Annotated in this window: 27 protein-coding genes; 21 read left to right on the top strand and 6 right to left on the bottom strand. The window is 70.7% G+C overall.

The window, feature by feature from the left end; genetic code table 11:
- The first annotated feature begins 27 nt into the window (after positions 1 to 27).
- Positions 28 to 1,179: an NADH-quinone oxidoreductase subunit D gene (locus tag ACIBN2_RS25570; protein ID WP_399137546.1), complete on the top strand. Its 1,152-nt coding sequence runs from the start codon at positions 28 to 30 to the stop codon at positions 1,177 to 1,179.
- 32 nt (positions 1,180 to 1,211) lie between these two features.
- Here the strand turns inward: ACIBN2_RS25570 and ACIBN2_RS25565 are convergent, their stop codons facing one another.
- Entirely contained in the window at positions 1,212 to 2,225 is a 1,014-nt protein-coding gene (locus tag ACIBN2_RS25565) for an SAM-dependent methyltransferase (RefSeq protein WP_399137545.1), read from the bottom strand.
- A gap of 118 nt (positions 2,226 to 2,343) precedes the next feature.
- On the opposite strand from ACIBN2_RS25565, the gene ACIBN2_RS25560 reads away from it, so the two are divergent.
- The 3 genes from ACIBN2_RS25560 (at position 2,344) to ACIBN2_RS25550 (ending at position 4,998) form a co-directional block, all read left to right on the top strand.
- Entirely contained in the window at positions 2,344 to 3,546 is a 1,203-nt protein-coding gene (locus ACIBN2_RS25560; RefSeq protein ID WP_399137544.1) for a sensor histidine kinase, read from the top strand.
- 97 nt (positions 3,547 to 3,643) lie between these two features.
- The gene (locus ACIBN2_RS25555; RefSeq protein WP_393867181.1) at positions 3,644 to 4,315 is read left to right on the top strand and encodes a response regulator; all 672 of its coding nucleotides are present in this window, start codon (positions 3,644 to 3,646) and stop codon (positions 4,313 to 4,315) included.
- A gap of 50 nt (positions 4,316 to 4,365) precedes the next feature.
- The gene (locus ACIBN2_RS25550; protein ID WP_399137542.1) at positions 4,366 to 4,998 is read left to right on the top strand and encodes an AAA family ATPase; all 633 of its coding nucleotides are present in this window, start codon (positions 4,366 to 4,368) and stop codon (positions 4,996 to 4,998) included.
- A 16-nt stretch (positions 4,999 to 5,014) separates the two neighbouring features.
- On the opposite strand, the gene ACIBN2_RS25545 is transcribed toward ACIBN2_RS25550, so the two are convergent.
- Complete coding sequence (locus tag ACIBN2_RS25545) at positions 5,015 to 6,115, bottom strand: DUF5937 family protein (protein WP_399137540.1); 1,101 nt, start codon at positions 6,113 to 6,115, stop codon at positions 5,015 to 5,017.
- 173 nt (positions 6,116 to 6,288) lie between these two features.
- Here ACIBN2_RS25545 and ACIBN2_RS25540 point away from each other — a divergent pair, with 173 nt between their 5' ends.
- Complete coding sequence (locus tag ACIBN2_RS25540; RefSeq protein ID WP_399137538.1) at positions 6,289 to 6,504, top strand: hypothetical protein; 216 nt, start codon at positions 6,289 to 6,291, stop codon at positions 6,502 to 6,504.
- Here the strand turns inward: ACIBN2_RS25540 and ACIBN2_RS25535 are convergent.
- Positions 6,498 to 7,715 (bottom strand): threonine aldolase family protein, encoded by a 1,218-nt coding sequence (locus ACIBN2_RS25535; protein ID WP_399137536.1) that lies wholly within the window; start codon positions 7,713 to 7,715, stop codon positions 6,498 to 6,500. The two genes, ACIBN2_RS25540 and ACIBN2_RS25535, sit on opposite strands and share 7 nt — an antisense overlap.
- Before the next feature lie 182 nt (positions 7,716 to 7,897).
- Between ACIBN2_RS25535 and ACIBN2_RS25530 the strand changes: the two genes are divergently transcribed.
- From ACIBN2_RS25530 to ACIBN2_RS25485, 10 genes are all read left to right on the top strand, one after another.
- Positions 7,898 to 8,836: a Rossmann-like and DUF2520 domain-containing protein gene (locus ACIBN2_RS25530; RefSeq protein ID WP_399137534.1), complete on the top strand. Its 939-nt coding sequence runs from the start codon at positions 7,898 to 7,900 to the stop codon at positions 8,834 to 8,836.
- Entirely contained in the window at positions 8,833 to 9,834 is a 1,002-nt protein-coding gene (panC, locus tag ACIBN2_RS25525; RefSeq protein WP_399137532.1) for a pantoate--beta-alanine ligase, read from the top strand. The genes ACIBN2_RS25530 and panC overlap by 4 nt, the downstream gene beginning before the upstream one ends.
- 11 nt (positions 9,835 to 9,845) lie before the next feature.
- Entirely contained in the window at positions 9,846 to 11,609 is a 1,764-nt protein-coding gene (locus tag ACIBN2_RS25520) for an L-aspartate oxidase (RefSeq protein WP_399138213.1), read from the top strand.
- Between the two features lie 5 nt (positions 11,610 to 11,614).
- Positions 11,615 to 12,598, top strand: a complete 984-nt coding sequence (gene nadC, locus ACIBN2_RS25515; RefSeq protein ID WP_399137530.1) for a carboxylating nicotinate-nucleotide diphosphorylase — start codon at positions 11,615 to 11,617, stop codon at positions 12,596 to 12,598.
- A 9-nt stretch (positions 12,599 to 12,607) separates the two neighbouring features.
- Complete coding sequence (locus ACIBN2_RS25510; RefSeq protein WP_399137528.1) at positions 12,608 to 13,405, top strand: type III pantothenate kinase; 798 nt, start codon at positions 12,608 to 12,610, stop codon at positions 13,403 to 13,405.
- A 138-nt stretch (positions 13,406 to 13,543) separates the two neighbouring features.
- Positions 13,544 to 14,203: a hypothetical protein gene (locus ACIBN2_RS25505; RefSeq protein WP_399138211.1), complete on the top strand. Its 660-nt coding sequence runs from the start codon at positions 13,544 to 13,546 to the stop codon at positions 14,201 to 14,203.
- 72 nt (positions 14,204 to 14,275) lie between these two features.
- The gene (locus ACIBN2_RS25500; protein WP_399137526.1) at positions 14,276 to 14,455 is read left to right on the top strand and encodes a hypothetical protein; all 180 of its coding nucleotides are present in this window, start codon (positions 14,276 to 14,278) and stop codon (positions 14,453 to 14,455) included.
- Positions 14,456 to 14,547: 92 nt separating this feature from the next.
- Entirely contained in the window at positions 14,548 to 14,991 is a 444-nt protein-coding gene (locus ACIBN2_RS25495; RefSeq protein WP_399137525.1) for a BlaI/MecI/CopY family transcriptional regulator, read from the top strand.
- A 9-nt stretch (positions 14,992 to 15,000) separates the two neighbouring features.
- A complete protein-coding gene (locus tag ACIBN2_RS25490; RefSeq protein ID WP_399137524.1) occupies positions 15,001 to 15,552 on the top strand; it encodes an amino-acid N-acetyltransferase in 552 nt (183 codons plus the stop codon).
- A 285-nt stretch (positions 15,553 to 15,837) separates the two neighbouring features.
- Positions 15,838 to 16,173: an Lsr2 family protein gene (locus ACIBN2_RS25485; protein ID WP_360745728.1), complete on the top strand. Its 336-nt coding sequence runs from the start codon at positions 15,838 to 15,840 to the stop codon at positions 16,171 to 16,173.
- 8 nt (positions 16,174 to 16,181) lie between these two features.
- Here ACIBN2_RS25485 and ACIBN2_RS25480 read toward each other — a convergent pair whose 3' ends face one another.
- On the bottom strand, positions 16,182 to 16,790 hold the full coding sequence (locus ACIBN2_RS25480; RefSeq protein ID WP_399137523.1) for an SCO3374 family protein: 609 nt from the start codon (positions 16,788 to 16,790) through the stop codon (positions 16,182 to 16,184).
- 442 nt (positions 16,791 to 17,232) lie between these two features.
- Between ACIBN2_RS25480 and ACIBN2_RS25475 the strand changes: the two genes are divergently transcribed.
- Positions 17,233 to 19,758, top strand: coding sequence for an ATP-dependent Clp protease ATP-binding subunit (locus ACIBN2_RS25475; protein ID WP_399137522.1), 2,526 nt, complete (start codon positions 17,233 to 17,235; stop codon positions 19,756 to 19,758).
- A gap of 103 nt (positions 19,759 to 19,861) precedes the next feature.
- Here the strand turns inward: ACIBN2_RS25475 and ACIBN2_RS25470 are convergent, their stop codons facing one another.
- Positions 19,862 to 20,461, bottom strand: coding sequence for an HAD family acid phosphatase (locus tag ACIBN2_RS25470; RefSeq protein WP_399137520.1), 600 nt, complete (start codon positions 20,459 to 20,461; stop codon positions 19,862 to 19,864).
- A gap of 512 nt (positions 20,462 to 20,973) precedes the next feature.
- On the opposite strand from ACIBN2_RS25470, the gene ACIBN2_RS25465 reads away from it, so the two are divergent.
- Positions 20,974 to 21,669 (top strand): M23 family metallopeptidase, encoded by a 696-nt coding sequence (locus ACIBN2_RS25465; protein ID WP_399137518.1) that lies wholly within the window; start codon positions 20,974 to 20,976, stop codon positions 21,667 to 21,669.
- A 25-nt stretch (positions 21,670 to 21,694) separates the two neighbouring features.
- Here the strand turns inward: ACIBN2_RS25465 and ACIBN2_RS25460 are convergent, their stop codons facing one another.
- On the bottom strand, positions 21,695 to 22,291 hold the full coding sequence (locus tag ACIBN2_RS25460) for a TetR/AcrR family transcriptional regulator (protein ID WP_399137516.1): 597 nt from the start codon (positions 22,289 to 22,291) through the stop codon (positions 21,695 to 21,697).
- Positions 22,292 to 22,457: 166 nt separating this feature from the next.
- Here ACIBN2_RS25460 and ACIBN2_RS25455 point away from each other — a divergent pair, with 166 nt between their 5' ends.
- The 4 genes from ACIBN2_RS25455 to ACIBN2_RS25440 all read left to right on the top strand — a co-directional run bounded on the left by ACIBN2_RS25455 (position 22,458) and on the right by ACIBN2_RS25440 (position 25,953).
- Positions 22,458 to 24,035 carry an MDR family MFS transporter gene (locus tag ACIBN2_RS25455; RefSeq protein WP_399137515.1) on the top strand — a complete coding sequence of 526 codons (1,578 nt, stop codon included), beginning with the start codon at positions 22,458 to 22,460 and terminating at the stop codon, positions 24,033 to 24,035.
- Between the two features lie 162 nt (positions 24,036 to 24,197).
- Positions 24,198 to 24,665 (top strand): helix-turn-helix transcriptional regulator, encoded by a 468-nt coding sequence (locus ACIBN2_RS25450; protein ID WP_399138210.1) that lies wholly within the window; start codon positions 24,198 to 24,200, stop codon positions 24,663 to 24,665.
- The gene (locus tag ACIBN2_RS25445; RefSeq protein WP_399137513.1) at positions 24,662 to 25,096 is read left to right on the top strand and encodes a VOC family protein; all 435 of its coding nucleotides are present in this window, start codon (positions 24,662 to 24,664) and stop codon (positions 25,094 to 25,096) included. The genes ACIBN2_RS25450 and ACIBN2_RS25445 overlap by 4 nt, the downstream gene beginning before the upstream one ends.
- Positions 25,093 to 25,953 carry a class I SAM-dependent methyltransferase gene (locus tag ACIBN2_RS25440; RefSeq protein WP_399137511.1) on the top strand — a complete coding sequence of 287 codons (861 nt, stop codon included), beginning with the start codon at positions 25,093 to 25,095 and terminating at the stop codon, positions 25,951 to 25,953. The genes ACIBN2_RS25445 and ACIBN2_RS25440 overlap by 4 nt, the downstream gene beginning before the upstream one ends.
- The last annotated feature ends 4 nt before the right edge of the window (positions 25,954 to 25,957 follow it).

The following is a 25,957-nucleotide window of genomic DNA, read 5'->3' as shown; positions in this document are numbered from 1 at the left end:
CAGCGTACGTAGGAGAGACTGTGTTCCATGACTCCTACGACGGAGACCATGGTCGGTATCGGCGGCGCCGCGGAGAGCACCGACATGGTGCTCAACATCGGGCCCCAGCACCCGTCCACGCACGGCGTACTGCGCCTGCGACTGGTGCTGGACGGCGAGCGGATCATGCACGCGGAGCCGGTGATCGGCTACATGCACCGGGGAGCCGAGAAGCTCTTCGAGGCGCGCGACTACCGCCAGATCATCATGCTCGCCAACCGTCACGACTGGCTGTCGGCCTTCTCGAACGAGCTCGGTGTGGTCCTCGCCGTGGAGCGCATGCTCGGCATGGAGGTCCCCACGCGCGCGGTGTGGACGCGCACGCTGCTGGCGGAGCTCAACCGGGTGCTCAACCACCTGATGTTCCTCGGCTCCTACCCGCTGGAGCTCGGCGGCATCACGCCGGTCTTCTACGCCTTCCGGGAGCGCGAGGTCCTCCAGAACGTCATGGAGGAGGTCTCCGGCGGCCGTATGCACTACATGTTCAACCGCGTCGGCGGCCTCAAGGAGGACCTGCCGGCGGGCTGGAGCGCACGCGCGCGTGCCGCCGTCGCCGCGGTGCGCTCGCGCATGGACCGGTTCGACGACCTGGTGCTCGGCAACGAGATCTTCCGCGGGCGCACGCGGGGCGTGGGCGCGCTGAGCCCGGAGGCCGTGCACGCCTACGGCGTGAGCGGGCCGATCGCGCGCGGCTCGGGCGTCGACTTCGACCTGCGCCGCGACGAGCCGTATCTCGCGTACGGCGAGCTGCAGGACACCCTGAAGGTCGTCACGCGGCAGGAGGGCGACTGCCTCGCCCGCTTCGAGGTGCTCCTGGAGCAGACCCACGTCGCCCTCGACCTCGCCGACGCCTGCCTGGACCGGCTGGCCGACCTGCCGCCCGGGCCGATCAACCAGCGGCTGCCCAAGGTCCTGAAGGCGCCCGAGGGACACACCTACGCCTGGACTGAGAACCCGCTCGGCATCAACGGCTACTACCTGGTCAGCAGGGGCGAGAAGACCCCGTACCGGCTGAAGCTGCGCTCGGCCTCGTACAACAACATCCAGGCGCTCGTGGAGCTGCTGCCGGGGACGCTGGTCGCGGACATGGTGGCGATCCTGGGGTCGCTGTTCTTCGTGGTCGGGGACATCGACAAGTAGGGCCTCCGCGCCCGCGGCGCCGGCCGGCGCCGTCACCCGGCGAGCGGGTCCGGGATCCCCACCGGCTGGAGCAGCCAGCCGAAGTCGCCGAGACCGCCCTCGGCGGTGAGCTCGGCGGCCTCGCCGGCGCTCGCGAGGGCGCGTACGTATGCGGCGGGCTGGGTGGACGCCAGCGTGAGCGGGGGGCGTGCGCCGGTGATGCCCAGGGCGTGCAGGGCGTCGCGCTGGTACAGCAGGCGTGCGCCGGGGAGGCCGGGCGCTGCCGTGTGCGCCGCGCACGCGTCGAGGGCGACATGCGCCGTGACGTCGCACGACCCGTCGGGCACGGGCGTCGTCTGCCGCCCGGCACGGAAGCCGGTGAGCGTCCCGAACGGGGGGCGCGCGTCCAGGGAGTGCGCGTAGTCGACGGCGACCGCGAGGCCCCGGTCGAGCGAGGCGACCGCGTCCGCCCACGCCTCGTCCCTGGGCAGCCCGATCTCGGCCCGCATCCCTTCCTCGGCCGGCAGCGGCCACCACCGGGCGAGCCACCGGGCCTCCGCACCGCCGAGGGGCTCCCCGAGCCGCTCGGTCCCGTCCTGCCGTACGAGCACGCGGCGCACTGCGCCCGCCGCGTCCACCTCGGCGACGTCCACAGGGACGTTGTCCAGCCACTCGTTGGCGAACAGGAGCCCGGTGACGCCCAGCGGCGGCGCGGTGAGCCACTCGATCCGTTCGTCCAGGCCGTCCGGGCGCCCGGCGATCTCGACGGCGTACGCGCGCGTGCGGGCGAGCACGTCCGCCGGCAGCGCGGCCAGCACGCCGGCGGCCAGCTCGCCCCGCCCCGCCGCCATGTCGACGAAGGCGAGCGGTTCGGGCCGGCCCAGGGCCGCGTCGACCCGGCACAGCAGCCGCGCCACGGCCTCGGCGAACAGGCGCGAGGCGTGCACCGAGGTACGGAAGTGCCCGGCCGGACCCCCGGGCCCGCGGTAGAAGCCGCCGGGTCCGTACAGAGCCGTCCGCGCCGCCGCCCGCCAGCCGTGCCACCGGCCGGATGTCTCTTCCCTCACCGGCCAAGGCTAAGCGCGCAGGACAGGGGGGCCTCCACCTTGGGGAGTATGCGCGGTGGATGCGGATCGGCCCTCCGGTTGACCCCTGCACGCATCCCGCTTCCCTACTCTGGGTTACGTGCAGCGCCTCTATGACTTCCTCCGCAGGCACCCGACAGGGGTCGACAGCTTCTGGGCCGTCTTCCTCTTCGGGATCTCGGTCGTGGGCGCGGCCGCCCACCGGGAGTCCCGGGGCACCGAATCACTTGCTCTGATCATTCCGATCGCGTTCCTGCTGTGCCTGGTGATCGCGCTGCGCCGCCTGATGCCGGAGAAGATGCTGCTGCTGACGATCGGGCTCGGCGTGGCGCAGGTCGCGCTCGACGTCGAGACCACGGTCGCCGACTTCGCGATGCTGGTGATCGTCTACACGGTCGCGGCGACGGGCGCCCGCTGGGCCTCCCGGGTGGCGCTGGGCACCGGTCTGTGCGCGGCGCTGGTCGCGCAACTGCGCTGGCCGAACCAGCATTCCAGTGCCCTGGGCAACCTCGCGATAGTGGTCTTCCAGACGGTGCCGTTCGCGCTGGCCTGGGTGCTCGGCGACTCCATCCGCACCCGGCGCGCCTACTTCGCGCAGCTCGAGGAGCGCAACGCCCGGCTGGAGAAGGAGCGCGAGGCGCAGGCCAAGGTCGCGGTCGCCGCCGAGCGTGCCCGCATCGCACGCGAGCTGCACGACGTCGTCGCGCACAACGTCTCTGTGATGGTGGTGCAGGCCGATGGCGCCGCCTATGTCCTCGACGCCGCCCCCGACCAGGCGAAGAAGGCGCTGGAGACCATCTCCTCCACCGGCCGCCAGGCCCTCGCCGAGATGCGCCGCCTGCTCGGCGTGCTGCGCACCGGCGAGCACAAGGAGGCCGGCGAGTACGTTCCGCAGCCGGACGTCGAGCAGATAGACGAGCTGATCGAGCAGTGCCGCACCTCCGGCCTGCCCGTCGACTTCAAGGTCGAGGGCACCCCGCGCCCGCTGCCCAGCGGCGTCGAGCTCACCGCGTACCGCATCGTGCAGGAGGCCCTGACCAACACCCGCAAGCACGGCGGGCAAAACGCGGGCGCGAGCGTGCGCCTCGTCTACTTCGACGACGGCCTGGGCCTGCTCGTCGAGGACGACGGCAAGGGCGCCCCGCACGAGCTGTACGAGGAGGGCGGGTTCGACGGCCAGGGCCACGGGCTGATCGGCATGCGCGAGCGGGTCGGTATGGTCGGTGGCACGCTCGACGCGGGCCCGCGCCCCGGCGGCGGATTCCGGATCAGTGCGCTGCTGCCGCTGAAACCCGCACACTGACGCGTACGTACGCTCCCCGCTGACACCTGCAACGACCCGCTGCGCCGACCACGCAGCCGGAGACCGCCGCAAACGGACGAGAACGGAAGAGGCCCCGATGACGATCCGCGTGATGCTCGTCGACGACCAGGTGCTGCTGCGCACCGGGTTCCGGATGGTGCTCGCCGCGCAGCCGGACATGGAGGTCGTCGCGGAGGCGGGGGACGGCGTGGAGGCTCTTCAGGTGCTGCGCGCGACGGCCGTCGACGTCGTTCTGATGGACGTCCGCATGCCGAAGCTCGACGGGGTGGAGACCACCCGCCGCATCTGCTCGGAGCCCGAACCGCCCAAGGTGCTGATCCTGACCACCTTCGACCTCGACGAGTACGCCTTCTCCGGCCTGAAGGCGGGTGCCTCGGGCTTCATGCTCAAGGACGTGCCGCCCGGCGAGCTGCTGGCCGCCATCCGCGCCGTGCACAGCGGCGACGCGGTGGTGGCGCCGTCGACCACGCGCCGGCTGCTCGACCGGTTCGCGCCGATGCTGCCGAGCGGTGCCAAGGAGCCCCGGCACAAGGAGCTGGAGCGGCTCACCGACCGCGAGCGCGAGGTCATGATCCTGGTCGCGCAGGGCCTGTCCAACGGCGAGATCGCGGCCCGGCTGGTGCTGTCCGAGGCGACGGTGAAGACCCACGTCGGCCGCATCCTGACCAAGCTGGGGCTGCGCGACCGGGTGCAGGTCGTGGTCCTCGCCTACGAGACCGGGCTGGTGCGCGCGGGCGGGCACGGCTGACGCGCGGGGGGCGTGCACTTCGCGCGAGCGCCGGCCACTAGGGTCTGCGCATGCTCCTGTGGATCAACGGCCCCTTCGGGGGCGGCAAGACACAGACCGCACACGAGATCCAGCGGCGTCTGCGCGGCAGCGTCATCTGCGACCCCGAACACGCCGGCTTCGGTCTGCGCCGGATGCTCCCGCCCGAACTGCGCGGCGACTTCCAGGACTTGACGGCTTGGCGGCAGGGCGTGGTCGAGGTGCTGGACCTCGCCCTGACCAAACACGAAGGAGTCGTGATCGCGCCGATGACGGTCACGGACTCCGGGTACCTGGACGAGACCGTGGGCCGGCTGCGCGAACTCGGCCACGACGTACGCCACTTCACCCTCCTCGCCCAGCGGGAGACGGTCCTCGGGCGGCTGCGCGAGCGCGGCTTCGGGCATCTCCTTCAGTACGTCGCCGGCAAGAACGCCGGGCTGGGCAGGGAGACCTGGGCCGTACGGCAGCTCGACCACTGCCTGGAGCGGCTGAGCGAGCCGGAGTTCGCCGAGCACCTGTGGACGGACCACTCGACCGTGCCGAAGACCGCGGACCGCATCGCCGTGCTCGCCGGGCTGACGCTGCGGCCCAACAACGAGGGCGCACTGCGCACGCGGCTGCGGCAGGCGCGGGTGGGCATCCGGCACATCCGGTTCGACTGACCCGGCGGCCGCCCGCTCAGCGCAGGATGCCCTCCAGGAAGTCGCTGCCCAGCCGGGCCACGACGGATATGTCCAGCTGGTGCTGGACGTACCGGCCGCGGCGGCGCGTGGTGATCAGGCCCGCCTTCTTCAGCACGCCCAGGTGACGGGATATCTCGGGGGCCGTCATGCCGTGCGCCTGCGCCAGCTCGCTCGTGGTGTAGGCGCTGCGGGCCAGGTAGCGGCAGATCCGCATGCGGACCGGGTGGGACAGGGCGGTCATCCGCAGGGCGAGCTGCTGCACGGAGGGCGGGGACGTGAGCTCGGGCGAGCCGGCCGGGTAGTGCAGCACCGGCTGCCAGCCGCGCCGGTACAGGACGGACAGGTGGGGCCAGCCGAGGCTGGTCGGCACCAGGAGCAGCCCACGGTCCCGGGTGGCGGTGCGGCCCACGCTCAGCTTGTCGACCGTGATCGCCCCGGCGTCCTCGTCGAGCGCGACGGCCGGGGACACGGCGGCCAGCGCCTCGGCCAGGCCCTTGCGGCGCAGCAGGTCGGTCTTGTGACGGGCGTCCGCCGTGAGCTGGTGGCGCAGCCGGGACCAGGTCTCCGCGAAGAACGCCTCGTCGCAGTCCTCGAGGAACTGCCGCAACCAGGAACGGGTCTTGGGCGGATCGGCCAGCAACAGCTCGCTGAACCGCACCTGTTGCGGCCCGCGTGCGGCGGCCAGTTCCAGGGCGCGCCGGCGCAGCCCGGCGTCGAAGAGCGGGCTCGGCCCCTCGCCGTAGGGCATCGCGCAGCTGAACTCCAGCGCCGCGTCGACGAATTCCTCGTCCGTCAGCTTGTCCAGCAGGTCGAGCTCCTCGGCGAGCGTGGCCCCGGGCAGGGCGCCGCCGGGGATGCCCGCGTACGGCAGGAACAGGTCCGAGAACGTCGACCGCCACAGGAAGTCGGCCTCGCACATGCGGTCCGCGAGGTGGGGGTCGAGGCGGGCCGTCACGCCCGTCACCCAGCCCTGCAGACCCGGGTGGTGCCCCGGCTCGGACAGCGCGTGCAGCGCCATGCCGAGCTCGGCCAGGGGCGAGGGGACGACGGCGACCCTCTCCGGCCGCAGCCCCGCGATGTCGATGTGCACGCTCATGACCTCATGGTGCACCCCGCCACTGACAACGCCGCGCTCGATTGACGCCGCCCGTCAATCGACGCGACGTCTCCGCGGCGTCCGGCGCAGCCTGGGATCACCGGGGCGACCGCGGAGCCCAGTCCCAGATCCGGAGTCCCACATCCGGAGAAGTCCCGAAAAGGCGATCCGTCATGAGCATCACGCAGCAGTACCTTCTCGACACCTACCGTGCCCGGCAGCTGGGCGAGCCCGCCCCGCCCGCGCCCGGCGCCAACGACTGGCAGGTCGTGCGCGAGCTGCGCGACCACCGGCAGTTCAGCGCGGTCGTCGCCGGGCGTCCGGCCCATGGGCGGATACGGCAGGCCCTGGGCCGCTGGCTGCATCTGCGGCCGCGTTCCATCTACTGACCGGTCCCGGCCGCTCCCGCCTCGCCGGCCTCCTCGGTGAGGCGGGACGCGAACTCCGCGACGGCCGCCTTCACGTCCTCGGCGGTCCACTCCAGGCCCGCGGACCGTACGGACACCTCGGTGAGGGCCAGGCCCGGGCCCTTCTCGTCCCAGGGCGCCGCGAACAGCAGCGTGCCCGTCTCCTCGCCCTGCCGGATCGCGGCTTCCGAGAGGACGTCGGCGCCGTACGGCAGCCAGACCTGGAACTCGTTGGTGTGCGGCACGCCGGGGTGGACGCGCGCCCAGGGCACCCCTGCCGCCGCGAACCCCTCGCGCAGCGCGGCGGCGACCACGCGCGCGTGCGCCACGTACGCGGGCAGCCGGGGCAGCTCCCGCTCCAGGCCCGCGAGGGCCGACAGGGCGGTCGGGAACTGCTGGAAGATCTGGCCGCCGTACCGGTGCCGCCAGGTCCTCGCCTCCTGGACGAGCGTCCGGGGACCGGCGAGCGCGGCGCCGCCGTAGCCGTCGAGGGACTTGTAGAACGACACGTACACGCTGTCCGCCAGGCCCGCGATCTCGTCCAGGGGGCGGCCGAAGTGGACCGTGGACTCCCACAGGCGCGCGCCGTCGAAGTGCACCACCGCGTCCCGCTCGCGCGCGGCCTCGACGACCTCGGTGAGCTCCTCCCAGGAGGGCAGCACCAAACCGGCGTCCCTGAGGGGCAGTTCGAGCATCAGCGCACCGAAGGGCTCCTCGAAGTCGCGCACCTCGGCGGCGGTCGGGAGCCGGGGCTCACTCGTCACCCGCACCGGGCGCAATCCGCTGACCTGGCTGAACGCATTGCGCTCGTGCACCTCGGGGTGGGCCAGCGCGTGCACGGCGACCGTGGGATTGCCGGTGCGGCCCGCCCAGCAGCGCAGTGCCACCTGCTGGGCCATCGTGCCCGTGGGGAAGAACGCGGCGGCCTCCGTGCCGAGCAGCCCGGCGACCTTCTCCTCCAGGGCCTCGACGATGCCGTTGCCGTAGATGTCCGACGGCTCGTCCAGGTCGTACAGGTCCCGCGCGTCGTCCAGCAGCGCCAGTCGTTCGCGGAGCGTGCCCAGGAAACCGGGGCGCGCGAGCACACGCCTGGCGTCCCGGTACGCGCTGATCCGCCGCTTGCGCCGCTGCTTGAGCCGTTCCTCGTCGGGCATTTCGTCCGTCTGCCCGTCCTGTTCCGCCAATTCGCTCATGGAGCGGATCATTCCCGTGACGCTCCGCGAGGGCACCCGGATTTCCACCGGGCTTCCGCGTGGGTCACCGTGTGACTACTCACAGCCTGTGGACAGCCGAACGCACTTCGGACGGATAGCGTTAACATGACGAGAAATCGTCCGGTACCCGGAGCGGACTGGAACGGGAAGGCCGCCGTCGAGTGAGTACAAGCCAACAGCCAGATCCCAGGGACCGCCCGGCGCGGCTCACCGTCGGCATCGTCGGCGCCGGTCGAGTCGGCCCCGCGCTGGCCGCGTCCCTCCAGCTCGCCGGGCACCGCCCGGTCGCCGTCTCCGGTGTCTCCGAGACCTCCAGGAGGCGCGCCGCGCAGATGCTGCCCGACGTCCCGCTCGTGCCGCCCGCCGAGGTGCTCCAGCGCTCCGAACTGGTCCTGCTGACCGTCCCGGACGACGCCCTGCCCGGCCTGGTCGAGGGGCTCGCCGAGACCGGGGCGGTCCGGCCGGGTCAGCTGCTCGTGCACACCTCCGGGCGGTACGGCGCGAAGGTCCTGGACCCCGCCCTGCGCGCGGGTGCGCTGCCGCTGGCCCTGCACCCGGCGATGACCTTCACGGGCACGCCCGTGGACGTCCAGCGCCTGGCCGGCTGCTCGTTCGGCGTCACCGCGCCCGCGGAGCTTCGGCTGGCCGCCGAGGCCCTCGTCATCGAGATGGGCGGCGAGCCGGAATGGGTCGCCGAGGAGATGCGCCCGCTGTACCACGCGGCGCTTGCACTGGGCGCCAATCACCTGGTCACGCTGGTCGCCCAGTCCATGGAGCTGCTGCGCGAGGCCGGCGTCGCGGCCCCCGACCGGATGCTCGGCCCGCTGCTCGGCGCCGCCCTCGACAACGCCCTGCGCTCCGGCGACGCGGCCCTGACCGGCCCCGTCGCGCGCGGGGACGCGGGCACGGTCGCGGCGCACGTCGCGGAGCTGCGCCGGTACGCCCCGCAGACCGTCGCGGGCTACCTGGCGATGGCGCGTGCCACCGCCGACCGCGCGCTCGCCCACGGGCTGCTGAAGCCGGAACTCGCCGAGGATCTCCTCGGGGTACTCGCCGACGGCGCCGACCGGACCGACGGCGCCGAGGGAGACGCCCGATGACCACCACCCTGCTGCGCACCGCCGACGAACTGCACGCACGCACGCGTACCGGCCGCCGCGCCGTCGTGATGACCATGGGCGCCCTGCACGAGGGCCACGCCACCCTGATCCGCACCGCGCGCGGCATCGCCGGAGCGGACGGCGAGGTCGTCGTCACGGTCTTCGTGAACCCTCTTCAGTTCGGCGCGGGCGAGGACCTCGACCGCTACCCGCGCACCCTGGACGCGGACGTCAAGCTCGCCGAACTCTCCGGCGCGGACGTCGTGTTCGCCCCGTCCGTGGACGAGGTCTACCCCGGCGGCGAGCCCCAGGTCCGGATCGGCGCGGGCCCCATGGGCGAGCGCCTGGAGGGCTCCGCGCGCCCCGGCCACTTCGACGGCATGCTCACCGTCGTCGCCAAGCTGCTGCACCTCACCCGCCCCGACGTCGCCCTCTACGGCCAGAAGGACGCCCAGCAGCTCGCCCTGATCCGCCGCATGGTGCGGGACCTGAACTTCGGCATCGAGATCGTCGGCGTCCCCACGGTGCGCGAGGAGGACGGCCTGGCGCTCTCCAGCCGCAACCGCTACCTCTCGCCCACCGAGCGGCGCACGGCGCTCTCGCTGTCCCGCGCGCTGTTCGCGGGCAGCGACCGGCACGCCGCCCAGGAGGCGCTGCGCGCGAGGGCGCGCGAGGTGCCCGCCACGCACGCGCGTGCCGAGGCGCTCAGCGCGATCGGCGAGTCACGCGCGGCCGCCGACGCGCACGCCGTCGCCAAGGCACTCCCGGGCGCCCCCTCCGCCGTCCGCGCCGCCGCCCGGCTGGTCCTCGACGACGCCGCGCGCCTGTCGCCGCCGCTGAAGCTGGACTACCTCGCCCTGGTCGACCCGTCCGACTTCACCGAGATCGAGGACGGCTTCACCGGTGAGGCCGTCCTCGCCGTCGCCGCCCGGGTCGGCACGACCCGGCTGATCGACAACATCCCTCTCACTTTCGGAACCTTCGGAGCCGCCTCGTGAGCAGCACAGGCATACGCCCGCCCGCCTCCCACCACCCTCGGCCGAACGCGCTCGGCGCCCGCCTCCCTCGTCTGGCCGCGCCCGCCCCCGGGTGGTCCATCTCCGCGGACGTGGTGGTCGTCGGCTCCGGGGTCGCCGGCCTCACCGCGGCCCTGCGCTGCGAGGCCTCCGGGCTGCGCACCGTCGTCGTCACCAAGGCCCGCCTCGACGACGGCTCCACCCGCTGGGCCCAGGGCGGCATCGCCGCGGCCCTCGGCGAGGGCGACACCCCCGAACAGCACCTGGACGACACCCTGGTGGCGGGCGCGGGCCTGTGCGACGAGGAGGCCGTACGGATCCTGGTCACCGAGGGCCCGGACGCCGTACGGCGGCTCATCGCGACCGGCGCGCACTTCGACGAGTCCGAAGAGGGCGAGCTGGCACTCACCCGCGAGGGCGGCCACCACCGCCGCCGCATCGCGCACGCCGGCGGCGACGCGACGGGCGCGGAGATCTCCCGCGCGCTGGTCGAGGCGGCACGCGCGCGTGGCGTCCGCACCATCGAGAACGCGCTGGTGCTGGACCTGCTGACGGACACCGACGGACGTACGGCGGGCGTGAGCCTGCACGTCATGGGCGAGGGCCAGCACGACGGCGTGGGCGCCGTGCACGCGCCCGCGGTCGTCCTCGCGACCGGCGGCATGGGCCAGGTGTTCTCGGCCACGACCAACCCGTCCGTGTCCACCGGCGACGGCGTGGCCCTCGCCCTGCGCGCGGGCGCGGAGGTCTCCGACCTCGAGTTCGTGCAGTTCCACCCGACCGTGCTGTTCCTCGGCGCGGACGCGGAGGGCCAGCAGCCGCTGGTCTCCGAGGCCGTGCGCGGCGAGGGCGCCCATCTGGTCGACGCCGGCGGCGTGCGCTTCATGGTCGGGCAGCACGAACTGGCCGAGCTGGCGCCCCGGGACATCGTCGCCAAGGGCATCACGCGCCGCATGCAGGAGCAGGACGCCGAGCACATGTACCTCGACGCCCGGCACTTCGGCGCCGACATGTGGGAGCACCGCTTCCCGACGATCCTGGCCGCCTGCCGCGCCCACGGCATCGACCCGGTGACCGAACCCATCCCGATCGCCCCGGCCGCCCACTACGCCTCCGGCGGCGTCCGCACCGACTCCCGGGGCCGGACGACCGTGCCGGGCCTGTACGCGTGCGGCGAGGTCGCCTGCACCGGCGTGCACGGCGCGAACCGGCTCGCCTCCAACTCCCTGCTGGAGGGCCTCGTCTACGCCGAGCGCATCGTCGCCGACATCGCGGAGAAGCAGGCGGCGAACGGCCTCCACGCGCGCGTGCCCGAGCTCATGGAGCACCCGGAGGTGCCCCGGCACCCGCTGCTCGCACCGGAGGCCCGGTTCGCGATCCAGCGGATCATGACCGACGGCGCGGGCGTGCTGCGCTCCGCCGAGTCCCTCGCCAGGGCCGCCGACCAGCTCCAGCGGCTGCACACCGACGCCCGCGACGCCCTCGCCGAGGACGGCAAGACCGCCGAACCGGGCGTCGACACCTGGGAGGCCACCAACCTCCTGTGCGTGGCCCGCGTCCTGGTCGCCGCCGCCCTGCAGCGCGAGGAGACCCGCGGCTGCCACTGGCGCGAGGACCACCCAGACCGCGACGACACGGCATGGCGCCGTCACATCGTCGTACGGCTGAATCCCGACCGCACACTCGCTGTCGGCACCACCGATACCCCAGACTTCCCCCCGACCCAGCAGACCCAGCAGCGCCTCCAGGAGCAGTGACAGAAGTGAGCACCCCCGACCTCCCCCTCGTGTCGAACGGCGGCTGCGGCGACGGCTGTGCCTGTGGCGCGGACGCCGGCACCGACGCGGAATACCTGGAGTGCGGGCTCGACCCCGCGCTCGCCCAGCTCCTGGCCGACGCCGGACTCGACCCCGTGGAGGTCGAGGACATCGCCAACGTCGCCATCCAGGAGGACCTCGACCACGGCGTGGACGTGACCACGGTGGCGACCATCCCCGAAGAGGCCGTCGCCACCTCCGACTTCACCGCGCGCGAGGCGGGCGTCGTGGCCGGCCTCAGGGTCGCCGAAGCGGTGCTCTCCGTGGTCTGCACGGACGAGTTCGAGGTCGAGCGGCACGTGGAGGACGGCGACCGGGTGGCGGCCGGGCAGAAGCTGCTGTCGGTCACCTCGCGCACCCGCGACCTGCTCACCGCCGAACGCAGCGCGCTCAACCTCCTGTGCCGCCTGTCGGGCATCGCCACCGCCACGCGCGCGTGGGCGGACGCCCTGGACGGCACGACGACCAAGGTCCGCGACACCCGCAAGACGACTCCGGGGCTGCGGTCGCTGGAGAAGTTCGCCGTGCGCTGCGGCGGCGGGGTCAACCACCGGATGTCGCTGTCGGACGCGGCGCTCGTCAAGGACAACCACGTCGTCGCCGCGGGCGGCGTCGCCCAGGCGTTCAAGGCCGTACGGGAAGCCTTCCCGGAGGTGCCGATCGAGGTCGAGGTCGACACCCTGCACCAGCTGCGCGAGGTCGTCGACGCCGGCGCCGACCTGATCCTCCTGGACAACTTCACGCCCGGCGAGTGCGAGGAGGCGGTCGCCCTCGTGCACGGCCGCGCCGCCCTGGAGGCGTCGGGCCGGCTCACCCTCGCCAACGCGCGCGCGTACGCCGACACCGGCGTCGACTACCTCGCCGTGGGAGCCCTGACCCACTCCTCGCCGATCCTCGACATCGGCCTCGACCTGCGAGCGGCGGAGTAGGTACCGGCCATGCTGCTGACCATCGACGTAGGCAACACGCACACCGTCCTCGGCCTGTTCGACGGGGACGACATCGTCGAGCACTGGCGCATCTCCACGGACGCCCGCCGCACGGCGGACGAGCTGGCGGTGCTGCTGCAGGGCCTGATGGGCATGCACCCCCTGCTCGGCGACGAGCTGGGCGACGGCATCGACGGGATCGCGATCTGCGCCACCGTGCCGTCCGTGCTGCACGAGCTGCGCGAGGTGACCCGCCGGTACTACGGCGACGTCCCCGCGGTGCTGGTGGAGCCGGGCGTGAAGACCGGTGTGCCGATCCTGACCGACAACCCCAAGGAGGTCGGCGCCGACCGCATCATCAACGCGGTCGCGGCCGTCGAGCTGTACGGCGGCCCGGCGATCGTCGTCGACTTCGGCACCGCCACCACCTTCGACGCGGTCTCCGCGCGCGGGGAGTACATCGGCGGCGTGATCGCCCCCGGTATCGAGATCTCCGTCGAGGCGCTCGGCGTCCGGGGCGCGCAGCTGCGCAAGATCGAGGTGGCCCGCCCGCGGAGCGTGATCGGCAAGAACACGGTCGAGGCGATGCAGTCCGGCATCATCTACGGCTTCGCCGGACAGGTCGACGGCGTCGTCGGACGGATGGCGCGCGAGCTGGCGGACGACCCCGACGACGTCACGGTGATCGCGACCGGCGGGCTGGCACCGATGGTGCTGGGGGAGTCGTCCGTGATCGACGAGCACGAGCCGTGGCTGACGCTGATCGGGCTGCGGATGGTCTACGAGCGCAACGTCTCCCGCATGTAGCGCAACGTCTCCCGCATGTGAGGACGGCCTAGGAGCAACCGGGTGGCGCGACCGCGCCACACCTGCCCCTTATGTCGAATTTGTCTGATTAGCGCGTAGTGTCGCCGCATGCCCACGCCATACGGATCCCGCGGCGGCATGGCGTTCGGCGCGGAGGAGCTGCGTGTGCTCCGCCGCGCTCTCGCCCTCGCCCTTCAGCCCGGCCCCACGCCCGCAGAGGACGTCAAGGACTGCCTCCGCCTCGCCGAGTCCCTGGACGAGGCGATGCGTGAGGGTGACCGGCTGCGTGCCTTCCTGGTGGCCGATCTCGCGCGCTACCGCGCCGCTCTGCCAGGGACCGTGTCCGGCTATCTGACGCTCCTGGAGGAGGCGCTGGCAGCCGGATACCGTCCGCAGCCCGACGATCTCGCCGCCCTGCGGGCCCTGCGCGGCAGTCCGGCCGCCTCGGTCCTGCTGGGGCGCTGCCGGAGGCTCGCGGAGCAGGACGTACGCGACCGTCTCGCGCCCGGTGCGACCCGCCGGGTCACTGCGACCGTCCCGGCCGCCCGCAGCCGCCTCAAGGCCCTTCCAGGCGGCCTGAAGGGCGCCGGTGCGCGGCCCGCCGGGGCCGCGGAGCGGGATCCCGCGCGCGAGCCCGACAAGAAGCCCGCCCGGAAACCGGACGCCCCCAAGCCGGCCCCCGCCCCGGACGAGCCGAAGCCGGCCCGTCCCATCCCGACCCCGGGCGAGGTCTTCCCGCGCCGCAAGCCGGCCCCGCCGCCCAGCTCAGGGCAGCGCCGGCACCTCGCCGCCGGCTGAGAGCGCCCGAACCGCCCGGAACCTCCCGGCCCCGCCCTGCCCGTCCATTGCGGCCGTGGCTACCCTGGACGCATGGACATCGTCTCCGCGCTCGTGCCCCCGGTCGTCATGGCCGCGCTCTTCATCGCTGTGATCAGGGTGATGGTGAAGACCCAGGGCGGGGCCAACAAGGCCAAGGAGGACGCGGCCGTCGACGCCGCGATCGCACGCGCGGAGAGCGCCCGGCAGGGCACCCCGAAGGCCGACGCCTGACCCTCCCCGGCGGCGCCCCTTTTTCACTGTTTGTCGGTGGATGCGCACGTCCGGCACGCCAATGTGGACTTCTCCCACTATTGTGCTGAGCTGTGCCTCGCCCATTGGGAGAACTCGAAGACGCGGTCATGACGCGGGTGTGGAAGTGGAACCGCCCGGTGACCGTCCGAGAAGTCCTGGAAGACCTTCAGCAGGAACGGTCCATCGCATACACCACGGTGATGACCGTTTTGGACAATCTCCATCAGAAGGGCTGGGTCCGCCGTGAGGCGGAAGGCCGGGCCTATCGATATGAGGCGGTCTCCACCAGGGCCGCCTACGCGGCCGCTCTGATGAACGACGCCTGGTCGCAGAGCGACAACCCGGCAGCTGCTCTCGTCGCCTTCTTCGGGATGATGAGCGAGGAACAGCGCCTTGCCCTCAGGGACGCCGTACGCATGGTCCAAGGTCCGGAAACACCCGAAGCGGCCGCGGATACCGGTGGGGATACGGACCGCGAGAACCCCGGGTCGGCGCAGGAGACCGACGGGCGATAGCGTCCGCACATGTCAGCAGAGAGTCCTGTAGGTCCCGAAGGCACCGAAGTCAGTGCTAAAGCCATCACTGTCCGGCGGGCCCGTACCAGCGATGTCCCGGCCGTGCGCCGTCTCCTCGACACGTACGTCCGCGGCCGCATCCTGCTCGACAAAGCAACGGTGACGCTTTACGAGGACATCCAGGAGTTCTGGATCGCCGAACGGGACGACAACGCCGACGTGGTCGGCTGCGGCGCGCTGCACGTGATGTGGGAAGACCTCGCGGAAGTCCGCACTCTCGCGGTGAAGCCCGGCCTGAAGGGCGCCGGTGTCGGGCATCAACTGCTGCAGAAGTTGGTGGAGACCGCGCGCTGGCTCGGCGTTCGCCGCGTTTTCTGCCTGACCTTCGAAGTGGACTTCTTCGCCAAGCACGGCTTCGTCGAGATCGGTGAGACACCCGTTGACACCGATGTCTACGCGGAGCTACTGCGTTCCTATGACGAGGGCGTAGCGGAGTTCCTCGGTCTCGAACGGGTGAAACCGAACACCTTGGGCAACAGCCGGATGCTTCTGCATCTGTGATCGCCGATCGCCGCGATGTATTCCGCGGCCCCTGCCCACGTTCCCTATGTCCGAAACGCGCATGTTTCCGGACGGCGCGGCCATCTGTCTCGCTCTTGACCCCGTACTAGGTCTCACAGCCGGTCTCTCGGGCAGTCCAGCGGTCAGTCTCTCCAAGGGGTTTGTGTTTTTCCGGCAAAAGCGGTTTGCTTTCCGACGTACTGCAGTACTGCATATAACAGGGGACGGCGAAACGGCGGACGCCGCAGACCCCAGGCCCTCAAGTTATGGATGAAAGGAAATCCGGTGGCACAGAAGGTTCAGGTCCTTCTTGTCGACGACCTCGACGGCGGCGAGGCGGACGAGACCGTTACGTTCGCGTTGGACGGCAAGACGTACGAGATCGATCTCACGACCGCCAATGCGGACAAGCTCCGTGGCCTTCTCGAGCCTTACGTGAAGGGTGGCCGTCGTACCGGAGGTCGTTCTTCGGGTGGGCGCGGAAAGGCGCGCGCCGCTTCCGGTGGCAGCCAGGACACCGCGCAGATCCGCGCGTGGGCGAAGGAGAACGGCTACGAGGTCAACGACCGCGGCCGTGTTCCCGCGTCCATCCGCGAGGCCTACGAGAAGGCCAACGCCTGATCGCCGTTCTACGGCAGGGCGGACGGCCGGGCGCCCGCGCGCCACAGTCGCAGCCGGTGGCACTGCGTTGCCACCGTGTCCACGAGTCGTACGAGATCGGGGGCGCCCCCATCGCCCCCCACGGCCGACAGCGTCGGCAGCGAGGCCTCGACCTCGCACCCAGGCTCGGGGGGCCGCAGCCATACGGCGGCCCCCTGCAGGGCGCCCGAGCGGCCCCGTCGACCGGCCGGCCCGCTCCCGGGCGGAAGCGGCGCGTCCATGACGCCGCCCTCGCCGGTCGCCGTCAGATCCAGCGTGAGCGCGCCCCACTCCAGCCAGTCCAGCAGCCCCGGCAGTTCCTCGGCGCTGCCCGCGGCCACCAGCAGCCGCATCCGGTCGCCCTGCACGGCCACCGGAGAGGACGGGGCGAGATGGCGCAGGCCCGCCCGGCCCGCCTCGGCCGGCACGTCCAGGACGTCGAAGCGGTCGCCCACCCGCAGCCGGAGCCCGTGTCCGGGCTCTCCCGCCGGTGCGGGCACCGTCGCCCAGCCGAGTTCGTTCTCGTACCACCGGCGACCGTGATCGCCGGAATCGAGCGGCCTGCGGGGGAGCGGGATCGTGCGGCGGCTGCGAACCATGCCAAGTGCAACCGTCCGAACGTCTCCCGAGTTACGCTGGGTGCTCGTGCGGCTGCAAAGGGTGCCGAATCGGGGGGCGTGCGGGGGTGCGGGGTGGTGCAAGGTTGTTCGCCCGTAGCGGAGGGAACGGGGCCGCGCGGCATGGACTGTCAGTCCCAGCGGGTAAGACATCCCTAGTGGGAGGGGGCGACACGCAGGAGAGGACGTCTCACGTTCGCCATCGGCGTACTGATGGTGTGGGTAACGGTCTGGCCTGCGGGAACATCGTCTCGCACCATCGGGTTGGAGCATATGTCGGCGTTCGGGGTCAGGAGGCAGCGTTGGTTCTCGGTCCGGTGTCGGCAGTTGGAATGAGCGGTCCCCGCTTGCGGGACTAAGCTGCGGAAGGACAGGGAGGGGAAGTTCCCCTCCACTGCCTGACCGCTCTGAGGAGCGATTAACGATGTTCGAGAGGTTCACCGACCGCGCGCGGCGGGTTGTCGTCCTGGCTCAGGAAGAAGCCCGGATGCTCAACCACAACTACATCGGCACCGAGCACATCCTCCTGGGCCTGATCCACGAGGGTGAGGGTGTCGCCGCCAAGGCCCTTGAGAGCCTCGGGATTTCGCTCGAGGCGGTCCGCCAGCAGGTGGAGGAGATCATCGGCCAGGGCCAGCAGGCCCCGTCCGGGCACATCCCCTTCACCCCCCGTGCCAAGAAGGTCCTGGAGCTGTCGCTCCGGGAGGCCCTCCAGCTGGGCCACAACTACATCGGCACGGAGCACATCCTGCTCGGCCTGATCCGCGAGGGTGAGGGCGTCGCCGCCCAGGTCCTCGTCAAGCTCGGCGCCGATCTCAACCGGGTGCGGCAGCAGGTCATCCAGCTGCTCTCCGGCTACCAGGGCAAGGAGACCGCCGCCGCCGGCGGCCCTGCCGAGGGCACGCCCTCGACGTCCCTGGTCCTCGACCAGTTCGGCCGGAACCTCACCCAGGCCGCTCGTGAGTCCAAGCTCGACCCGGTCATCGGGCGCGAGAAGGAGATCGAGCGGGTCATGCAGGTGCTGTCCCGCCGTACCAAGAACAACCCGGTCCTGATCGGTGAGCCCGGCGTCGGCAAGACCGCCGTCGTCGAGGGCCTCGCCCAGGCCATCGTCAAGGGCGAGGTGCCCGAGACCCTCAAGGACAAGCACCTCTACACCCTGGACCTCGGCGCGCTGGTCGCCGGCTCCCGCTACCGCGGTGACTTCGAGGAGCGCCTGAAGAAGGTGCTCAAGGAGATCCGCACCCGCGGCGACATCATCCTGTTCATCGACGAGCTGCACACGCTGGTCGGTGCGGGTGCCGCCGAGGGCGCCATCGACGCCGCTTCGATCCTGAAGCCGATGCTGGCCCGCGGTGAGCTCCAGACCATCGGTGCGACCACGCTGGACGAGTACCGCAAGCACCTGGAGAAGGACGCGGCCCTCGAGCGCCGCTTCCAGCCCATCCAGGTCGCCGAGCCGTCCCTGCCGCACACGATCGAGATCCTCAAGGGTCTGCGCGACCGGTACGAGGCCCACCACCGCGTCTCCATCACCGACGAGGCGCTGGTCCAGGCGGCCACCCTGGCCGACCGCTACATCTCGGACCGCTTCCTGCCGGACAAGGCGATCGACCTGATCGACGAGGCCGGCTCCCGGATGCGCATCCGCCGGATGACGGCTCCGCCGGACCTGCGCGAGTTCGACGAGAAGATCGCGGGCGTGCGCCGCGACAAGGAGTCCGCGATCGACTCGCAGGACTTCGAGAAGGCCGCTTCCCTGCGCGACAAGGAGAAGCAGCTCCTGGCCGCCAAGGCCAAGCGGGAGAAGGAGTGGAAGGCCGGCGACATGGACGTCGTCGCCGAGGTCGACGGCGAGCTGATCGCCGAGGTCCTCGCGACCGCCACCGGCATCCCGGTCTTCAAGCTGACCGAGGAGGAGTCCTCGCGTCTGCTGCGCATGGAGGAGGAGCTCCACAAGCGGGTCATCGGCCAGGTCGACGCCGTCAAGGCGCTGTCGAAGGCGATCCGCCGTACGCGTGCCGGTCTGAAGGACCCCAAGCGCCCCGGTGGTTCGTTCATCTTCGCCGGCCCCTCCGGTGTCGGTAAGACCGAACTCTCCAAGGCCCTCGCGGAGTTCCTCTTCGGTGACGAGGACGCGCTGATCTCCCTCGACATGTCGGAGTTCAGCGAGAAGCACACGGTCTCGCGTCTCTTCGGTTCGCCCCCCGGCTACGTGGGCTACGAAGAGGGCGGCCAGCTGACCGAGAAGGTCCGCCGCAAGCCGTTCTCCGTCGTCCTCTTCGACGAGGTCGAGAAGGCCCACCCGGACATCTTCAACTCGCTGCTGCAGATCCTGGAGGACGGTCGCCTGACCGACTCCCAGGGCCGGGTCGTGGACTTCAAGAACACGGTCATCATCATGACGACCAACCTCGGCACCCGGGACATCTCCAAGGGCTTCAACCTCGGCTTCGCGGCCTCGGGTGACAAGAAGTCCAACTACGAGCGCATGAAGAACAAGGTGTCGGACGAGCTCAAGCAGCACTTCCGTCCCGAATTCCTCAACCGCGTCGACGACGTGGTCGTCTTCCCGCAGCTGACGCAGGAGGACATCCTCAAGATCGTCGACCTGATGGTCGGCAAGGTGGACGAGCGCCTCAAGGACCGGGACATGGGCATCGAGCTCTCCCAGTCCGCCAAGGAGCTGCTGTCCAAGAAGGGTTACGACCCCGTGCTCGGTGCGCGGCCGCTGCGCCGCACCATCCAGCGCGAGATCGAGGACTCCCTCTCCGAGAAGATCCTCTTCGGCGAGCTGCGTCCCGGTCACATCGTGGTCGTCGACACCGAGGGCGAGGGCGACAACGTCACCTTCACCTTCCGCGGTGAGGAGAAGTCGGCCCTGCCGGACGTCCCGCCGATCGAGCAGGCGGCCGGCGGAGCCGGACCGAATCTGAGCAAGGAGGCCTGACCCTCCAGGGGTTGAGCCGACGAAAGGGGCCGGTGCCGAAAGGCACCGGCCCCTTTCGCATGGGGTCCTCCGGGGTTTTCCGGGGCCCTCCCGGCACGAGGCCCTAGGAGAGCTGCCCGTCGTAGTCCGGCAGCTTGTACGTCTTCTCGGCGTGGCCGCCCGAGAGGTCGGTGGCGCTGTTGCCGATGTTCGCGATGATCGTGTAGCCCTTGTTCTCGATGTCGACGCGCTGGGCGGTCTTGTAGGCGGCGACGTCCTTGAAGAGGTCGAACAGGCCGCGGACGTAGAGCCCGGAGACCTGGTAGCCGTCGTGCTCCAGGTTCCACTCGGTGGGCGCGTAGAGGATGCCCGGGCGGGCCGTGACGAAGAAGACCGAGACGCCGTGCTGCTGGGCGTACTCGGCGACGTTCAGGACGGGCTTGTTGGCCGGCTGCGGGAACTTGAAGCCGAAGTCGGTCTCCAGCGTGGTGTTGTCGATGTCGAAGACGATCGCCTGCTTCTCACCGGGTCCGGTGCGCGCGATCCGCTGCTGGAGATAGGGCAGTGCCTGGTCCATCACCGCCCGGCAGTCCTTCTGCCAGGTCGCGTAGTCGACGTCCTCGGTGCTCGTTGCCGCGTTCGCGGGGCCGGCCAGTGCCACAAGGGCCGTGGTGGAGACTGCGGTGACCACTGTGCTCAGCGCCCAGGGGCGTCGGCTCGTCATGGTGGGGGGTCCTCTCACGTCCGTATGCCGTTGTCTGGTGCATGTTCGGGGGCGAGGGTGGCGCGAGGGGAACCGTAGGGTTACTGGGTGGTAAGTCGCCAGAGATGTGCGTCACATGAGGCCGAGTTCTTTCACCGGGTCCGATGTGGGCGGGGAGTTGACCGGCGTTGCCGCCGTCACATCGGCGGGGGAACGGATCTTGCCGGCCGGTGACATGCCGCACAGGCGATATGTCCGTTACTAGACGGAATAGTGGATCCCCTGATGCGGGAGAGGGGGCCTTGGTCCCCGAATAGAGGTGGCTTTTTCGCCGCATTAGGCGGATTGATTACCGATCTGTCCCGGATGGGTCATGTGTCAATAAGTCGGAAGTCTTGGGATGAAGTACTAGCTTCCGTCGTAGATCACATGTTTTGGGTTCAACGGGTCCCGGGGTTACCAAGGATGAGCCCATCCGGTGGCCGCGAACGCGTCGGGTGGCTTTTCTCTGTCCCCGTCATCCCGAGGTATCCATGTCTTCGCGTGTCACGTCCCGTTCCTCCCGTACGTCCCACCTCCGCACCCGCGCCGCCGTCCTGGCCGCAGGCCTCGGGGCCTCGGTCGTGCTGGGAGCCGGGGTGGCGGCCGCCGCCGACGTCTCCTCCGCCTCCAGCGCCGCGAGCGCCGTCGAGGCGCAGGCCGCCGCGCAGGCCAAGGCCGCCAAGGCCGCGGCGACCGCGAAGGCGAAGGCGCAGGCGGTCGCGAAGCAGAAGGCCGCCGCCAAGAAGGCCGCTGCCGCCAAGAGGGCCCGCTCCTGGGTCCACCCGGTGGCGAAGTACGCGCTCTCCGCGAGCTTCAACCAGGCCGGCGGCATGTGGCAGCACAAGCACAGTGGTCAGGACTTCGCCGTGCCGAGCGGCACGAACGTCGTCGCCGCGCACGGCGGCACCGTCGTCAAGGCCGGCGGCAACGGCGCCGGCGACGGCCCCGCGTACGGCAACGCCATCGTCATCAAGCACGGCAACGGGACGTACTCGCAGTACGCCCACCTGTCGCGGATCGACGTCCACGTCGGCCAGGTCGTCACCACCGGCCAGCACATAGCCCGGTCCGGCAACACCGGTAACTCCAGCGGCCCGCACCTGCACTTCGAGGTCCGTAAGACCGCCAACTACGGTTCGGCGATCAACCCGGTCTCCTTCCTCCTGACCAAGGGCGTCAAGGTCTGAGAGGTGAGTGCCTGGGTGTGATCGGCTACGGCGTGTGCGTCGACCGGTGAGCCTGGGTCACCAGATCGGTGGCGACCTCGAGGACGGCCTTGCGCTTCTCCTCGGGGTCGCCTTCGAGGTCGTTGAGGACGAACATCCCGGCGTGCAGCGTGAACATCGCGCTGACGCAGCGCACCTGGTCGACCAGTTCGGCGTCCGTGTCGATGAGGATGTCGCGCATCCCCATCATGCGGTTGCGGAACATCTCGCCGATGCGCAGTTCCTTCACCGTCGCCTGGTTCTCCTGCATGAAGCGGAAGAGCGGGGACGCGCTCGCCAGGGTGTCGCTGTAGCGGCGGATGATCTCCTGCTTGGTCTCCAGCGTCTGGGGCTGCGCCCTGCCCCACTCGATCAGGTCCTCTATCGGCTGGGAGAGGTCCTCGAAGATGCTGACGAGGATCTCTTCCTTCGTCTTGAAGTGGTAGTACAGCGCTGCCTTGGTGACGTCGAGGCGCTCGGCGATCTCGCGCAGCGACGTCTTCTCGTAGCCCTGCTCGGCGAAGAGCTCGAGCGCCACGTCCTGGATGCGCTGGCGGGTGTTTCCGCGGCGATGCTGTTTGGTGCCGTCCATGGTGACGCCCATCCTCGTACTCCTCGCACTGCACGGAAACTTACTTGCCGCCCGACTAGATAACTTACTTGACGCCCGGCTAGTTGGAGGTCTAACTTCTCCCAGTGTAGACAACTAGCCGGGCGGCAAGTAAGTGGCCGGCCGGGGGAACGAAGCGGGGCTCAGGGGAGTGGGGACGATGGCGGACACGCAGACGGTCGAGACCAAGCCGGACAAACAGCCGAAGAGCGTACGGGTCGTGCTGCTCGCGCTCATGATCACCATGATGCTCGCGATGCTCGACAACATGATCGTGGGTACGGCGATGCCGACGATCGTGGGCGAGCTCGGCGGCCTGGAGCACCTGTCCTGGGTGGTGACGGCGTACACGCTGGCCACCGCGGCGGCCACACCGATCTGGGGCAAGCTCGGTGACATGTTCGGCCGCAAGGCCACCTTCATGACCTCGATCGTGATCTTCCTGATCGGCTCCGCGCTCAGCGGCATGGCCCAGAACATGGGCGAGTTGATCGGTTTCCGGGCCGTGCAGGGCCTCGGCGCCGGCGGTCTGATGGTCGGCGTCATGGCGATCATCGGCGACCTGATCCCGCCGCGGGAGCGCGGCAAGTACCAGGGCATGATGGCCGGCGTCATGGCGCTCGCGATGATCGGCGGCCCGCTGGTCGGTGGCACCATCACGGACAACTGGGGCTGGCGCTGGTCGTTCTACATCAACCTGCCGCTCGGCGTCTTCGCCCTCGGTCTGATCAGCGTGGTGCTGCACCTGCCGAAGAAGCGGTCCAAGGCGGGCATCGACTACCTCGGTGTCGTGCTGCTGACCGTCGGCATCACCTCGATCGTGCTCGTCACCACCTGGGGCGGTACGCAGTACGCCTGGACGTCCGCTCGGATCATGGAGCTCATCGGCATCGGCGTGGCATCGCTGATCGGGTTCGTGTTCTGGCAGACCAAGGCCCGCGAGCCGGTCGTCCCGCTCCACATCTTCCGCAGCCGCAACTTCACGCTGATGTCGATCATCGGCTTCATCACCGGCTTCGTGATGTTCGGCGCGACGCTGTTCCTGCCGCTGTACCAGCAGTCGGTGCAGGGTGCCTCCGCGACCAACTCCGGTCTGCTGCTCCTGCCGATGCTCGGCGCGATGCTGGTCACCTCGATGGTGGCCGGGCGCGTGACCACGAACACCGGCAAGTACAAGGTGTTCCCGGTGGTCGGCAGCGCCCTGATGATCGTCGGGCTGTACCTGCTGTCGACGATGGACACGGGGACCTCGCGGTTGATGTCCGGTGTGTTCATGGCCGTCGTCGGTCTCGGCATGGGCTGCCTGATGCAGATCACCATGCTGGTCGCGCAGAACAGCGTCGAGATGCGGGACATGGGCGTCGCGTCCTCCTCGACCACCCTGTTCCGTACGCTCGGCTCCTCCTTCGGTGTCGCGATCATGGGCGCGCTGTTCAACAACCGGGTCCAGGACGTGATGTCCGCACGGGCCGGAGCGCTGGGTTCGAAGATCACCGAGAAGTCGGCGCAGCTGGACGCGAAGAGCCTGGAGAAACTGCCGGCGGTGGCGCGGGAGGCGTACCAGCACGCGGTGTCCGCGGGTACGCACACGGCCTTCCTGCTCGGGTCGATCGTGGCCGTGGGCGCGCTGATCGCGGCGGTGTTCGTGACGGAGGTCGCTCTTCGCGGCGCGGGGCCGGCTGCGCCCAAGCCTGGCGAGGGTGAGGCCGCGCCGGCGCCGGTCGTCGAAGCCGTGTGATCCTCCCAAGGTGAGCTGAAGGCCCCCGGACGGTGTCCGCCCCGGGGGCCTTCGTCATGTGTGGGTGCGTGGGGGCGTGCGTCTCTGGGGGGCCGCCCCCAGGCCCCCGCTTCGGCCCCGCCGCTGTCAGTGGGCCGTGTCACCATCGGACCTGTGGACAAGATGCGGCAGTTGCGGCTCGCCAAGGACGCGATGGACCGTGACTGGGCCGATCCGGAGCTGGATCTGGACGGGGTGGCCGCATATGCCGGGTATTCGCGGTTTCACTTCCTGCGCGCCTTCAAGGCGGCGTACGGGGAGACGCCCGGGCAGTACCTGACGCATCGGCGTATCGAGCGGGCCGAGGAGATGCTGCGCAGCGCCGGCCTGAGCGTGACGGAGATCTGCCATCTGGTCGGGTTCAGCAGTCTCGGGACGTTCTCGGCGCGGTTCAAGGCGCGGACCGGGCTGACGCCGAGCGACTACCGGAGCAAGCACGTCGGCCGCGGCGCCGCCCTCATCCCGGGGTGCTACGCGATGCTGTGGGCCGGCGGTTTCCCCACCGCAACATCGAAGAAGCGGCCCGAGGCCCGCCCTGCCTACGGTGACGGACAGGACACCGGCACCGAGCCAGGGAGAGCAGAGCCATGATCTTGGGCCTGGGCATCAGCACCGTATGGACCTTCGACCAGCAGCGCACCAAGACCTTCTTCACGGAGAAGCTGGACTTCGAGGTGCGGGACGAGATCTCCATGGGGGACATGACGTGGATCACCGTCGGCGCCAAGGATCAGCCGGGCGTCGAGCTCGCGTTGATGAACCTCGACGGCCCCGGGCTCGACCCCGAGTCCGCCGAGGCGCTGAAGAAGCTGGTCGGCAAGGGCGTGCTGGGCGCGGGAGCGTTCCGTACGGACGACTGCCGGGGTGACTACGCGACCTTCAAGGCACGCGGAGTCGAGTTCCTGCAGTCGCCGCAGGAGCGGCCGTACGGGATCGAGGCGATCTTCCGCGACGACAACGGCAACTGGTACTCGCTGACCGAGCGCAGCGAGGAGCTGGACTTCTCCAAGGACTTCGGGTGACGGGCCCGGCGGGCGAGGAGGCCGCCGCCGAGCACACCGCCGTGCGGGTCGCCCTCTGGCGGGCCCTGCATCTGCGCGCCGATCCGCCGCCGTACGTCATCGAGGACGAGGTCGGGCTGCGGCTCGCCGACCCGGGTGCGGGGTGGCGTGAGCGGCCCGACATGGATGTCGCGGCCACCCGGCGCACGCGGGCGTCCATCGTCGCGCGGGCCCGGTTCGTCGAGGATCTCGTGGTGGAGCGGGTGGCGGAGGGTCTCGACCAGTACGTCGTCCTCGGGGCCGGGCTCGACACCTTCGCGCAGCGCCGGCCGGACGTCGGCGCCGGTGGGCTGCGTGTCTTCGAGGTCGATCAGGCCGGGCCGCAGACCTGGAAGCGGCGCCGGCTCGACGAGCTCGGCCTCGGCGTCCCCGAGTGGCTGCGGCTGGTGCCCGTCGACTTCGAGGGCGACTGGTGGGGGCAGCTGCTCGCGGGCGGACTCGATCCCGGGCGGCCCGCGGTGGTGGCCTCCGCGGGAGTGACCATGTACCTCACCCCGGAGGCGATCAAGGCGACCTTCCGGCTCGTCGCGGGCCTCGCGCCGGGGTCGGCGCTCGTGTCCACGTTCCTCCGGCCCGTGGAAGACGTCGAGCCCGAGGAGCAGGCCCAGCTCAGGGTCGCGATGAAGGGCGCCCGGGCCGCGGGGACGCCGTTCCTCAGCTTCTACCGGCCGCCGGAGATCCTCGGTCTCGCCCGCGAGGCCGGCTTCCGCGAGGTCCGGCACGTCTCGGCGGCCCACCTGGAGCAGCGGTACTTCGCGGGGCGGACGGACGGTCTGCGGCCCTCCCGAGGGGAGGAGCTGCTGGTCGCGGAGGTATGAGCGG

This window comes from Streptomyces sp. NPDC050534, assembly GCF_044457745.1.
Classification (GTDB): Bacteria; Actinomycetota; Actinomycetes; order Streptomycetales; family Streptomycetaceae; genus Streptomyces.
The sequence above is the reverse complement of the archived record's forward strand: the minus strand, read 5'-3'. Positions and strand labels throughout refer to the sequence as shown.

Bases quoted from the DNA above. Each gene is read 5' to 3' on its own strand.
- ACIBN2_RS25570 (WP_399137546.1), top strand. From the start codon at position 28: ATGACTCCTACGACGGAGACCATGGTCGGTATCGGCGGCGCCGCGGAG.
- ACIBN2_RS25555 (WP_393867181.1), top strand. From the start codon at position 3,644: ATGACGATCCGCGTGATGCTCGTCGACGACCAGGTGCTGCTGCGCACC.
- ACIBN2_RS25550 (WP_399137542.1), top strand. From the start codon at position 4,366: ATGCTCCTGTGGATCAACGGCCCCTTCGGGGGCGGCAAGACACAGACC.
- ACIBN2_RS25545 (WP_399137540.1), bottom strand. From the start codon at position 6,115: ATGAGCGTGCACATCGACATCGCGGGGCTGCGGCCGGAGAGGGTCGCC.
- ACIBN2_RS25540 (WP_399137538.1), top strand. From the start codon at position 6,289: ATGAGCATCACGCAGCAGTACCTTCTCGACACCTACCGTGCCCGGCAG.
- ACIBN2_RS25535 (WP_399137536.1), bottom strand. From the start codon at position 7,715: ATGAGCGAATTGGCGGAACAGGACGGGCAGACGGACGAAATGCCCGAC.
- panC (WP_399137532.1), top strand. From the start codon at position 8,833: ATGACCACCACCCTGCTGCGCACCGCCGACGAACTGCACGCACGCACG.
- ACIBN2_RS25510 (WP_399137528.1), top strand. From the start codon at position 12,608: ATGCTGCTGACCATCGACGTAGGCAACACGCACACCGTCCTCGGCCTG.
- ACIBN2_RS25505 (WP_399138211.1), top strand. From the start codon at position 13,544: ATGGCGTTCGGCGCGGAGGAGCTGCGTGTGCTCCGCCGCGCTCTCGCC.
- ACIBN2_RS25500 (WP_399137526.1), top strand. From the start codon at position 14,276: ATGGACATCGTCTCCGCGCTCGTGCCCCCGGTCGTCATGGCCGCGCTC.
- ACIBN2_RS25490 (WP_399137524.1), top strand. From the start codon at position 15,001: ATGTCAGCAGAGAGTCCTGTAGGTCCCGAAGGCACCGAAGTCAGTGCT.
- ACIBN2_RS25480 (WP_399137523.1), bottom strand. From the start codon at position 16,790: ATGGTTCGCAGCCGCCGCACGATCCCGCTCCCCCGCAGGCCGCTCGAT.
- ACIBN2_RS25475 (WP_399137522.1), top strand. From the start codon at position 17,233: ATGTTCGAGAGGTTCACCGACCGCGCGCGGCGGGTTGTCGTCCTGGCT.
- ACIBN2_RS25470 (WP_399137520.1), bottom strand. From the start codon at position 20,461: ATGACGAGCCGACGCCCCTGGGCGCTGAGCACAGTGGTCACCGCAGTC.
- ACIBN2_RS25465 (WP_399137518.1), top strand. From the start codon at position 20,974: ATGTCTTCGCGTGTCACGTCCCGTTCCTCCCGTACGTCCCACCTCCGC.
- ACIBN2_RS25460 (WP_399137516.1), bottom strand. From the start codon at position 22,291: ATGGGCGTCACCATGGACGGCACCAAACAGCATCGCCGCGGAAACACC.
- ACIBN2_RS25455 (WP_399137515.1), top strand. From the start codon at position 22,458: ATGGCGGACACGCAGACGGTCGAGACCAAGCCGGACAAACAGCCGAAG.
- ACIBN2_RS25450 (WP_399138210.1), top strand. From the start codon at position 24,198: ATGCGGCAGTTGCGGCTCGCCAAGGACGCGATGGACCGTGACTGGGCC.
- ACIBN2_RS25445 (WP_399137513.1), top strand. From the start codon at position 24,662: ATGATCTTGGGCCTGGGCATCAGCACCGTATGGACCTTCGACCAGCAG.